The organism is Shewanella sp. SM71 (genome assembly GCF_025653905.1).
Lineage (GTDB): Bacteria > Pseudomonadota > Gammaproteobacteria > Enterobacterales > Shewanellaceae > Shewanella > Shewanella oncorhynchi.
This window is the reverse complement of the sequence record NZ_JAKKRW010000021.1, coordinates 1-12,021: the sequence shown is the minus strand read 5'-3', so window position 1 is coordinate 12,021 and position 12,021 is coordinate 1. Positions and strand designations below refer to the sequence as shown.

Here is a 12,021-nt window from a genome sequence, read left to right as displayed (position 1 = left end):
TTATAGGGGCTTATGGATTAAGGCAATTCTGACATAGAGGATTTATCCTCAAGGCAATGATTTTCACTTTACAAAGTAACAATTGTTACTGTTTTGGGTGTTCGATTTATTCATCTAGATCGGCATGGCCGATAAAATCAGGGACTTCTAAGACTTGCGATCCCCAACGTTTAAATAGGGAGCTATAGATGAATTCGATAAAGACGCGGTATTTTCGCGGTAGATACGCCCGCTGTGGATAGCTAAGCACTACCTTAGTTTGCACCATTGGATAGTCATCTAGTAGCGGGATTAAATCGCCTTTTTCTAATGCGACTTGGGCTATGATGGATGGCACCGCTGTGATCCCAAGCCCCGCAATGGCGGCCTCGCGAGAGAGGGTGACATTGTTTACCGTCAGTTGAGTCTTGGGCTCGGCGACAATCCAAGTTTTGCCATCGAATAATTTCCACGCACCTTCGATATGCGCCGACTGCAAGCGAATCGCTTTATGTTTGGCTAAGTCCTGTGGCACCTTGGGCGTTCCATGGACAGCTAAATAAGCTGGGCTTGCCATAAGCGATTTATGGGCGTTGACTAAGGCATAGCTTTGCAAGCGAGTGTCACCCGAATCGGCAATTTGAAATAACAGATCGATACCTTCTTCTATGACATCGACCTTACGGTTGGTGAGTTCAGCCTCTATGGTGATTTCGGGATAAAGCGTTAAAAACTGCGCGAAAATCGGCCCTAAAAACAATTGGCCTAATTCAATTGGGCAGACAATTTTTAGATTGCCTTTAATCAATTGCTGTTGGGCGCTGAGCTGATTTTCGGCGCTCTGCAGATCGCTGAGGATCTTATTGATCCTGTTGTAATAACTCGATCCTGCTTCGGTGAGTTTTAGGGCTCTGGTGGTGCGAAAAAGCAGTTGTGTGCCGGTATCGGCTTCGAGCTCGGCTATCTTGCGACTGACGGTTGCCTTAGTGAGCCCAAGGGCTTTAGCTGCGCCAGTAAAGCTACCTTGCTCGACCACTTGAGCGAAAATTTGCACGCGATTGAGATCCATCATTGTTACACCTGTGAAACAGTGGGTTGATTTTTTACTGGCTAATAAACTTAGTGAGACAGTAGTACACTAGATATCACTAATCAAGGAGTCATTCATGTCCAAAAGTAAACTCATTATCGCCGTTCCACTGTTACTCGCTGCAGTTGCGGGAGGCGGTTATTACTGGTGGACACAGGTACGTTTTATCGAAACCACGGATAACGCTTATGTTGAGGCCGATATTTCCCATATCAGCGTGAAAGTGCCCGGCTACGTTGTGTTAAGCGATGTAACTGATAACCAGCATGTGCAGAAGGGTGAGTTATTAGCTCAGCTGGAAGATAACCAGTTTAGTGCCAAAGTAAGTCAAGCCGAAGCCTCACAGGCGAGTGCGAAGGCGGACTTGCAAACTTTAGCCGCAAAGGTGGAGTTGCAACGGGCGTTAATCACTCAAGCCAGCGCAGGCGTGGTAGCGGCAAAGGCTGATAAAATACGGGCACAACAACAATTGAGCCGTTCGAAAAAGCTCAAAGTCAGTAATTACAGCTCCCAAGATGATGTCGACCAACTACAGGCCGGATTTGATTCTGCCGCCGCCCGTCTCGATGAAGCTCAAGCCGTGTTAGTGGCAAAGCAACGGGAGTTAGCGGTTTTTAATGCCCAATTAGATCAGGCGGGTTCAGTAGTAGAGCAGGCCGATGCGGCTTTAGAACTGGCGAAAATTCAATTAAATGATACCCGCGTGACCGCACCTTTTTCAGGGGTGATTGGTAAACGTGGCGCTATGGTGGGGCAGTATGTGCAACCCGGCCAAGCACTCTACAGTTTGGTTCCGGATGGGGCAGTGTGGATTACTGCGAACTTTAAAGAGACCCAGATCCAACATATGCAACCAGGACAGTCGGTGCAGGTCAGTCTCGATGCGTTTCCCGACAAAACCTTTATAGGTGTTATCGATAGTCTGTCACCGGCGTCCGGAGCCAAATTTAGTCTATTGCCAGCGGAAAACGCTACAGGTAATTTCACTAAAATCGTCCAGCGTATTCCCGTGCGTATTCGCTTAGATTTGTCTGAGGAAGAAGCACACATGCTACCGGGCTTAAGTGCGGTTGTGAAAGTGGATACGGCGTCGGGTCCTACAATATCGGCAATCGCTGCAAATACAGGTCGTTAGTATGAGCGCAACCGACTCTATCACTGCGTCTGCCGATATGGAGGCGCAGGGCATCAGTGTACCTAGAAAGCCTACCGATTATGAGCGTGGCAGTCGCCGTTCATGGATTGCGGTATTTGGTGGTTTGATCGGCGCCTTTATGGCGATCCTCGATATTCAAATCACCAACGCATCGATGAAGGAGATTCAAGGCAGCCTTGGGGCAACGCTCGAAGAAGGCAGTTGGATTTCAACCGCGTATCTGGTTGCTGAGATGATCGCGATCCCGCTCTCTGGCTGGCTCAGCACGGGATTGTCGGTCAGGCGTTATCTGTTATGGACCACGGCTGCTTTTATCTTTGCTTCTGTGCTTTGCTCAATCGCGTGGAACTTAGAGGCCATGATCGCCTTTCGGGCGCTACAGGGCTTTTTTGGTGGTGCGCTTATTCCGTTAGCCTTTAGGCTTATTCTTGAGTTTTTACCCGATAACAAACGTGCTGTCGGCATGGCGTTATTTGGCGTGACTGCCACATTTGCGCCTTCAATCGGCCCGACCTTAGGCGGTTGGCTGACCGAGCAATTTAGCTGGCATTATCTGTTTTATATCAATGTGCCACCGGGTTTGTTGGTGATGGCCATGTTGGCCTACGGTTTAGAGAAGCAGTCGGTCGTTTGGGATAAGCTGAAGAATGTCGATCTGGCGGGCATAGTCACTATGGCGCTGGGGATGGGTTGCCTTGAAGTGGTGCTCGAAGAAGGTAACCGCAAGGACTGGTTTGGTTCAGAACTCATTCGTAATCTGGCCATTATTGCCGTCGTGAATCTGGTGTTGTTTGTTTGGATCCAGCTAAGGCGTAAAGAGCCGTTAGTGAATTTGCGCCTGCTCGGTAAGCGTGATTTTGTGCTCTCTACCGTGGCGTATTTTTTACTGGGCATGGCATTATTCGGCGCTATTTATTTGATCCCACTTTATCTATCACAAGTCCATGATTACACACCGTTAGAGATTGGTGGCGTGATTATGTGGATGGGATTTCCGCAGCTATTGGTCTTGCCCTTAGTGCCGAAATTGATGGAGCGCTTCGATAGTCGTTATCTCGCTGCCTTTGGCTTTTTAATGTTCGCCATTAGCTATTACATGAATAGCCAGATGACCGCAGATTATGCTGGACCGCAGATGATCGCTTCGCAAGTAGTGCGGGCATTAGGTCAGCCTTTTATTCTGGTGCCAATTGGAATGCTTGCGACCATGCATTTAAAACCCCATGAAAATGCCTCGGCATCGACGGTATTAAACGTGATGCGTAACTTAGGTGGTGCTTTTGGTATCGCACTGGTGGCGACCCTGACTGACACTTTGTCGCGCGGGCATTTGGCTCATATTAAGGAATCTTTACCCGCAGTGAGCACACAAGCACAGGATTATTTAACCCAAAGCGCAAGCATGTTGCAGGCGGGAGGTTCTGATCCCTATACCGCTGCCGCGCAGGCGAAAGCTTTACTGGGCAAAACCATGAGTCAGCAAGCTTATATTCAGGCCTATAACGATGTGTTTTACATCATGGGCGCTCTGCTACTCATCGCCGTATTCGCTGTGCTGCTGATCCGTAAACCGACAGGGCCTGTGGCCCACGATGCCATGGTTGAGTAATAACGTTTTTCGTTATCCTGTTGTTGCCATAGATTTCCCCAGATCTATTGGTTTGCGCAACAGCTTTGCGCCTTAGTCCTCACGGATTAAGGCGCTTTTTTATGGTCTTTATGCTGTGGTAGACTCAAAGCTCTTTTTCGATGATTTGCAGAGGGATATCGTTTGCAGTGGCAAAATCTTACATTTAATCAATTAAATGCCAATAGGCTATACGACATATTGAAGCTAAGAGTCGATGTGTTTGTGGTAGAGCAGACCTGTGCGTATCCAGAGCTTGACGATAAGGATAGGCATCCAGAAACCCAGCATTTATTCGGCTTATCGTCAGACGGGGAACTGCTTACCTACGCGCGTATTTTACCGCCGGGGTTGAGTTATCCAGAGGCGAGTATCGGCCGTGTGGTGGTATCGCCAGCGGGTCGAGGCAAAGGGCTAGCCATGCCTTTAATGCAGCACGCCATCGAATCTGCACTGACGACATGGCCCGACGCGGGGATCCAAATCGGGGCTCAAGATTACCTCAAAGCTTTCTATCAAAAACTCGGCTTTGTCGCCTGCTCTGAGATGTACTTAGAAGATGGTATTCCCCATTTAGATATGCGCTACCAATCAGCATAAGCGGCTATCAATATGAGTTATCTACATCAATTATCAACATAAACATTCAACATTAAGCCAATAAGGAACTGAGATGTCGATTTCAACGGACTATAGAATCAATCAACAGCAAATTGCCTGCGTGGCGAGTTTTCTGGCTAAAGAGGGCAAAACCGAAGCACTAATAGCTGCGCTCGCGAGCCTTATTCCTGATACGCGCCGCGAAGCGGGTTGTATTCGTTACGAACTCAATGTGAGCCGTGATGAACCACGCCGCGTGACGTTTGTTGAGAAGTTTGTCGATATTGCCGCCTTTGATGAGCACTGCGCTAAGGATGCGATTCAACACTATTTCCACCAAGTTATGCCCGAATTAGTCGAGTCATACCATGTGGAAACCTATCATCAAGTCATCGTTTAAGTTTTTATCGTCATATCGCTTAATAAAGCTATATCGTCAGCAGAAGGTATTAATTTACATTGGTTTTGCAGTTTATAGCATTGTATCAGGAGATTTTATTAGTTAGCTTGTTTACGTCGCAATAACAAATTGCCAAACAATAATTAACTCATGGATGTATACAATGCTAAAAAAATGGACAATGACACTTATCCCCCTTGCGCTTCTCGGTTTAAGCGGTTGTGCATCGACAAATAATGCTGACTCTAACACTTCCGAAAATAAAGTTACCAAGGAGTGTAACAAAGTCACATCTACTGGTTCCAATATAGGACGTTGCAAGAAATAACATCTCGCACCTTTAGTCTATAAGCATGCTCTACTTGAGCTGCGCACAAAGCTAGCTTGTTTCGTGTAACTGGATAAGTCACTTCTAAGCGTCTTGTCCGATATCAGCTGAAGCTTATTTATTCCTAAAATGCCTGATGCGCCCTATCGGGCGTTTTTTATTTTAAGGTCAAATACGGCGGCACTACTTAAGCGCCGCGGGAATAAAGTCATCTGTGATGAATCTCGATTGCTTAGGTGGCATCGCGTTATCGCAGCAACATGCAGTTAATTCGGCTACGCTAATGAATACTGCCCAGCCGGATTATCTCTCTACTTTAGTAGTGATTTTACCCTTAGGCACAGAGCGAATGGACGCGGTATTTGGCGGGCAATTTCAGTTGCCGGATCAAATGGTTTTTTTCCAAGAAATGCATACCTTATTGGATCATTTTGAATTAGAACAGACGATATTTAGATCAGACCATGCCTCTAATTACCTAGTGCTCAAGTGCATATTAGGTAAGGATAAGGCGAAGTTGCTGGCTTAAGTTGCACTTGCCATCAATGTACCGAGTATTTATCTACGACAAGAATGACAACCTAGACTTTGATTGTATGACTTCACTGGGATTAATAAAGCTGCCTTGCTACTTTACTTAATTGAACCCATTCGAATTTCATCGCAGAGTGAGTTTTATATCCATTCCAATCTAAAAAGCCGAGTGGTTTATCACTCGGCTTTTAATATATCTTAGATATCGCTTTATTTAGTGAAAAACACTAATGTCCAAGGGACTACGTATGCTTGGAGTACTGTGATCACGCCAATGAAAGTACAGAAAAATAGACTGTGCTTTAGCGTAAAGCGGAAAAGATCTGATTCTTTACCCGCCAATCCCGTTGCAGCGCAAGCAACGGCAATAGATTGTGGCGAAATCATTTTTCCCGTTACACCTCCCGTAGTGTTTGCGGCGACTAATAACTCAGGTGTTACACCGATTTGGTTTGCTGTATTGGCTTGCAGCGCGCCAAATAGGGCATTTGACGAGGTGTCTGAACCTGTTAAAAACACACCTAACCAACCTAAGAATGGCGAGAAGAAGGGGAATGCCACGCCAGTGCCTGCGAGCACGAGTGCTAAGGTTGAAGATAGACCTGAATAGTTTGCAACAAAGGCAAATGCTAATACTAATCCAATTGACAATATCGGGAATTTTAATTCAATTAAAGTGTCTTTAAAGGATGTCAGTGCATTACTTATTGACATTTTAAGGACCACAATTGAGATCATTGCTGCGATTAAAATGGCTGTTCCAACAGCGCTTAATAAATTAAGTTTATATATTGCTGCATAAGGGGTTTCCTTAGCGACAATAGGCGCACTTTTGATAACGAGATTATGCAAGTAAGGTACTTCAATACTGATAGTGGCAAAACTTAATGCCAGTTGTACATCTTTAAGACTCCACAGGGTTACAATCGCCGTGAGAATAATAAAGGGAGACCATGCTTTAAATATCTGGCTATTAGAAAAAGTAGATTTAGGGGTAGTAACTCTTTGTTTCATTCCTGAGAAAGTGAATATTTCTTTTGGTTGCCAGACTTTTAAAAATAACGTTAAACAAATTAGACTGACTAACGCCGAAGTAATATCGGGTAATTCGGGGCCGATAAAGTTTGAGGTCAAAAATTGGGTGATCGCAAATGAAACGCCTGCTACTAATGTTGCGGGCCAAGTTTGACGTATTCCCCTGATGCCATCCATCATTGCGATGAGCCAGAAGGGGACAATAATCGATAAAATTGGCAACTGACGGCCAGCGAGTTGTCCAATATGGAATGGGTCTAGTGATGAAACCTGACCTGCTACGATAATTGGGATACCCATAGCTCCAAAGGCGACGGGTGCCGTATTTGCGATTAAGCAAAGTCCTGCTGCATACAATGGATTGAATCCAAGCCCGACAAGTAACGCAGCTGTAATAGCAACAGGTGCCCCAAAACCAGCAGCACCTTCGAGGAAGGCTCCAAATGAAAAGCCAACCAATAGCATTTGTAATCGTTGATCTTCCGTGACTGAGATGACTGACGAGCGAATAACCTCAAATTGACCTGTTTTAACGGTGATTTTATATAAAAATACTGCGGTAATAATAATCCAAGCAATTGGCCATAGCCCATAACTAAAACCATATATAGCAGAAGCAAGCGCGATACTAATAGGCATTTTGTAGGCGAGTATCGCGACTGCTAAGGCAATTAATAAGGTTAATGCCCCAGCAATATAGCCTTTAAGTTTTAACACAGTTAATGCTAGGAAGAAAAACACAATAGGCAGTAAAGCAACCATTGCGGTGAGCCACAAGCTACCGAGTGGCGTATATGTTTGGGTCCAGGTCATAGGGAGGTTTCCGTATTGTTATAATATGCTGATAAATCGTGTCGCAGCCGCAACATAGCAGATACTAGTGTTTAGTGATGTAGGATCAATCTTAAATGTTGTAATAAGTGATATGGGTCACGAGATGTGTGGATAAATGATGACGGGGAAATGCCTAAATAATAATTAAGTAAAATATTGCCTGTTTTAGCTATATTCACCAAGCATCTAATTTAGGTTGTATTAATATTAGTTGTGTTATCAAGATTATTTTTTTGTGAGTCGTGAAATTAACGAGAGTATTGTGATTTTATGAAAAATTAGGCTGTACTTTTTTAGTTTTTTGGTAGTGTTTGTAACAGAGCGTTTATAAATATTTGTTTATCTTTAGATATAGAAATTAATAGCAATCAATGCAATGCAACTAATAATGCAGTTATTTTATTGTGGCATGAATTGAGCTATAGATGTTGCCATACTCTTGTCTATGAGTTTGCTTGGCTGGAAATTTACCTTGCTATATGTGGCTGCGAGTATGACAGTAGGTTGAAATTTTTAATTTTGCAGCACAGTTCGTTGAGGAAGTAACATGAAACAAGTCAAAGTATTAGGCAGTGGTTGCGCTAAATGTAGCAAAACCGCTGAGATGATTGCGGACATATCAGAAGAAATGGGTGTGGATGTGATTGTAAAAAAGGACACAGATCCTCAAAGCCTATTGAAATTTAAAGTGATGAAAACCCCAGCGGTAGTGATCGATGGTGAGCTCATACATAGCGGCTCAGTACCGACGCGCGATGAAGTTGAGGGGTGGTTAAGGGACTAGAGCTCGCTGAATAGTTGCACGGATTATGCTCGTTAGAAAGCGCTTAAGCTAAAAATGCACACCATTGTCATCCTGAATCCTTGGCAATGGTGGTGTAATATCATCAGTATACGATTAATGATATTAAATATAATGTTTTTAAAAACAATGTATTGATGCTTTGTGTAGTAATTTTATTATGGGGTTTTATTGGCAACGGTTTAGTCGGCATTGCATTATCTGGGCGAGTTTATTGAGTCTATGTTGTATGAGGTTGTTTGCAGATTTCGACTTCTTTTATCAGTATCACTGCTATGATTTTGATTCAGTGACCTCGTCAAGTTGCGGGATGAGTGCCAATGCAAAAGTGGCTTAGGGTATTAACACGTTTCTACAGTTGGTTATTTTTTACTGCACGTCTGTTTCGTTTAGGGCTTTTTCTAACGCTAAGTTTATTCGCTTTGCCTTTGTTTGCTGCTCAAACATCTCCCGGATTAACCCAAGTATTAACGCCCGCTACGGATTGGAAAAACTCCGCTTATATCACCCAAGCATTTAGTGAAGTCGCCCTACAAAATGAGTATGACCTTGCTAAACATAGCGTGCGTAAGTGGCGCATACCGGTACGAGTGTTTATTGAGCATCAAGTGGGTGATAAGGCGCTGCACACTCAATTAGTGTTGATGCACTTAACACACTTAGGCCAGATCACCGGCCTCGATATTCAACGGGTAGATACGCTCTCTGAGGCGAATCTGCACTTAGTTTTTACCCGTCAATCCCTATGGGCAAGTGAGGTGATGCGCTTAATGGGACCGAGCTCGGCGAAAAATGTCCATGGCTCTGTGTGTATGGCAAAGTTTGCTCTCAATTCACGGCAAGAGATTGAACGTGCTTGGATTATTATTCCTGTAGATCAAGCCAAAATGCACGGTAAGTTAGTGGCTTGCGTAGTGGAAGAGATTACTCAAGTGCTTGGTTTACCTAATGATTCAGAGAAAGTATTTCCCTCCATCTTTAACGACAAAACCCCGCAGGACTTACTCACCGGGCTCGATTTTATTTTGCTTAAATTACTCTATAGCCCAAGTATTAGCGCTGGAATGACGGCCGCAGAAGTCAAACAGCCTTTGCAGATCTTGCTCGAACAATGGCTGCGCGATGGCACTATTGCTAGCGCTGGCAAAACGGTACGTCAAGGTCAGTTGTACCCATTGTTAGGTTATTGATGACTAAGCATTACAGCTAAAGTTGACATTGCTCGCACGTGACTAATTAATCCTTTTTGTTTTAGGAATAAGGGCATAGTCTATCTTTATATGAGATAAACACCTTGGAGGGACACCATGCGAATGACATTGCAGTTTTTAGGGGCGACAGCGGAAGTGACAGGTTCGTGTCATTTACTCTCGGTTGATCATGAACACTTATTGCTCGACTGTGGTTTGATCCAAGGTGGTAAATCTGATGAGTTGCGTAATCATGATCCCTTCGCATTTGATCCTGAGTCTATTTCTGCTGTCGTGCTTAGCCATGCCCATATCGATCATTCTGGGCGTTTACCACTCTTAGTCAAAGCGGGTTTTGATGGGCCTATCTACACCCATAAAGCCACGGCAGAGCTGTGCGCCATCATGCTCAAAGATGCGGCTATGCTGCAGACCCGCGATACCGAAAGAGTCAATAAAAAGCGTGCTAAACATGATCTTGAACCCCTAGAACCGCTATTCACCGTTGAAGATGCTGAACTCGCGATAACTCAATTTGTACCATTGGAATATGGTCAAGTGACTCGGGTTATTCCCCATGTGGATATTTGCCTCTCAGATGCAGGGCATATTTTAGGTTCCGCCTTAGTCGAGTTGTGGTTAGGTGAGGGCAAATCCCAGAAGAAAATCGTCTTCAGTGGCGATCTTGGCCGTGCAGGTATGCCGATTTTACGTAATCCTACCTTAGTGGATACGGCAGATTTAGTCTTAATGGAAAGCACCTATGGCAATCGTTTTCACCGCAGTTGGACGGATACCTTAGCTGAATTGAAAGCCATTTTTGCTAAGACAGTCAACGAGAGCCAAGGCAATATATTGCTCCCTGCTTTTTCGGTTGGACGAGCACAGGAGTTATTATATCTATTTCATTTATATGCTAAAGAATGGGATCTCGGCCGTTGGAAAATCTGCCTAGATAGTCCGATGGCAATTGAGGCGACCCGCGTTTACGTTAATAATTATCCGCTGATGGATGAGGACTTTAAACGCTTTACCCGCCAACATCCTGGGCAGCATCCGCTGTTGTCGAATGTCGAATTTATCCAAACGACCGAAGAGTCGATAGCGCTGAACGACGTGCATAAGGGATTGATCATTATCGCAGGGAGCGGCATGTGTAACGGTGGACGTATTCGTAGCCACTTAGAGCATAATCTATGGCGCCCAGAATGTGATGTGATTATTTGTGGTTATCAAGCGCTTGGAACACCGGGGCGCGCCCTCGTCGATGGCGCTGAGGAACTGTCTATTCATGGTAACAGCATTAAAGTAGCGGCTACGTTACACACAGTGGGTGGACTTTCAGCCCATGCGGATCAAGCAGAGTTATTACGTTGGTATCACCATTTTGAAGGCCAGCCGCCGTTAATTTTAGTCCATGGAGAACCCGAGGCGCAGCATGGATTAGTCGATGTGATTAACCAAGATCCTCAGACTAAACCAAAGGCTATAGCAATTGCGACCCAGGGTGATCGATTGGATTTAAATGCACTGCCGCAGTTAGTGTGGAAGCCAGCTTAAGTTTATTATCATTACTCGCGAAACTCCGCTCGATAGACTCCTTGCATCATCAATGCAGGGAGTTTTATTTGTTTTGTAAATTAATATCTCACTGCTCGGTAATAACTCTGCTTGCCAATCAATTTCAGATAAATTCATGCATGATTTAGAACTTTAATTAGTTGCAATTAGTTGCAATTAGTTGCAATTAGTTGCAATTTGAGGTTTGAATGTTAAATTGGGGCCTTGATATGTCGTGTTCGTTAGGCCAAGCCCTGATCCGACCTAGTCAATCAAGCTATGACAATAACAAGCAATCACGAGGTTTGAATGGAAGCGATTACGGAGTTTGTTGGCCTGATTAATGGCTTTGTCTAGGGCGCATCTATACTTGGTGATGATCTTAGGCGTTGGTTTCTTTCCCTTTGACTGAGATTAATTCCCTCTCTAAAGTTAGGCATAAGCTTTCAGTTACTCTGGTCTAGCCGTATTCCTGATAAAGATAAGAATGTGAATCCGTTTGATGCGCTGATGACTTCCCTTTTAGCCACTATTAAGCCCTGCAGTTCTTGCTTTAACGTGGTTATACTTTATTAGAAAGCATGTAGAGGAAGCCGCAAAATCAAGCTTATAGATTATTTATTAAAAGTTAAGTGACTAGGGTCTGTTGATCTTTCGAGAGTAATTTTTAGACAGCATGGCAAGACGTTATAATTTGCTTCGCCAAAAGTAACCATAACCTCAAGCCATGCCAAGACTTATGCTAACCGATGCACGCTGGGAAAAGCTATTTCATTTAATGAAAAGCACAGGCCGTGTTTATGACAAACCTGAACATAGACAAACATTCGAAGGTATTCTTTACCGCCTTAGAACAGGTATCCCTTGGCGAGATTTACCTAAAGAG

At 44.3% G+C, this 12,021-nt stretch carries 10 protein-coding genes and 2 pseudogenes; 10 read left to right on the top strand and 2 right to left on the bottom strand.

The genetic code is table 11. From position 1 onward, the window contains the following. Positions 1–106: 106 nt before the first annotated feature. Positions 107–1,051, bottom strand: a complete 945-nt coding sequence (locus L5L97_RS18245; protein ID WP_263183323.1) for a LysR family transcriptional regulator — start codon at positions 1,049–1,051, stop codon at positions 107–109. Positions 1,052–1,145: 94 nt separating this feature from the next. Here L5L97_RS18245 and L5L97_RS18240 point away from each other — a divergent pair, with 94 nt between their 5' ends. The 5 genes and pseudogenes from L5L97_RS18240 to L5L97_RS18220 form a co-directional block, all read left to right on the top strand. Then, positions 1,146–2,204: an HlyD family secretion protein gene (locus tag L5L97_RS18240; RefSeq protein WP_263183322.1), complete on the top strand. Its 1,059-nt coding sequence runs from the start codon at positions 1,146–1,148 to the stop codon at positions 2,202–2,204. 1 nt (position 2,205) lies between these two features. After that, positions 2,206–3,834 (top strand): DHA2 family efflux MFS transporter permease subunit, encoded by a 1,629-nt coding sequence (locus tag L5L97_RS18235; protein WP_263183320.1) that lies wholly within the window; start codon positions 2,206–2,208, stop codon positions 3,832–3,834. 162 nt (positions 3,835–3,996) lie between these two features. Beyond that, positions 3,997–4,452: a GNAT family N-acetyltransferase gene (locus tag L5L97_RS18230; RefSeq protein ID WP_263183318.1), complete on the top strand. Its 456-nt coding sequence runs from the start codon at positions 3,997–3,999 to the stop codon at positions 4,450–4,452. A gap of 73 nt (positions 4,453–4,525) precedes the next feature. Next, the gene (locus L5L97_RS18225) at positions 4,526–4,852 is read left to right on the top strand and encodes a putative quinol monooxygenase (protein WP_173247731.1); all 327 of its coding nucleotides are present in this window, start codon (positions 4,526–4,528) and stop codon (positions 4,850–4,852) included. Between the two features lie 515 nt (positions 4,853–5,367). Then, positions 5,368–5,709: pseudogene (locus L5L97_RS18220) on the top strand (radical SAM protein); the annotation flags it as partial. 215 nt (positions 5,710–5,924) lie between these two features. Here the strand turns inward: L5L97_RS18220 and L5L97_RS18215 are convergent. After that, the gene (locus tag L5L97_RS18215) at positions 5,925–7,562 is read right to left on the bottom strand and encodes a lactate permease LctP family transporter (protein WP_263183316.1); all 1,638 of its coding nucleotides are present in this window, start codon (positions 7,560–7,562) and stop codon (positions 5,925–5,927) included. A 568-nt stretch (positions 7,563–8,130) separates the two neighbouring features. On the opposite strand from L5L97_RS18215, the gene L5L97_RS18210 reads away from it, so the two are divergent. From L5L97_RS18210 to L5L97_RS18195, 5 genes and pseudogenes are all read left to right on the top strand, one after another. Beyond that, a complete protein-coding gene (locus L5L97_RS18210) occupies positions 8,131–8,367 on the top strand; it encodes a thioredoxin family protein (RefSeq protein WP_028761824.1) in 237 nt (78 codons plus the stop codon). Between the two features lie 338 nt (positions 8,368–8,705). Then, positions 8,706–9,575 (top strand): DUF2927 domain-containing protein, encoded by an 870-nt coding sequence (locus tag L5L97_RS18205; protein WP_131523935.1) that lies wholly within the window; start codon positions 8,706–8,708, stop codon positions 9,573–9,575. Between the two features lie 117 nt (positions 9,576–9,692). Further along, positions 9,693–11,135 carry an MBL fold metallo-hydrolase RNA specificity domain-containing protein gene (locus tag L5L97_RS18200; protein ID WP_263183313.1) on the top strand — a complete coding sequence of 481 codons (1,443 nt, stop codon included), beginning with the start codon at positions 9,693–9,695 and terminating at the stop codon, positions 11,133–11,135. Positions 11,136–11,444: 309 nt separating this feature from the next. Then, positions 11,445–11,669 (top strand): annotated as a pseudogene (locus L5L97_RS22990) (sodium:alanine symporter family protein); the annotation flags it as partial. Between the two features lie 193 nt (positions 11,670–11,862). Then, on the top strand, positions 11,863–12,021 hold a 159-nt coding region (locus tag L5L97_RS18195; protein ID WP_263180559.1), incomplete at its 3' end, for a transposase.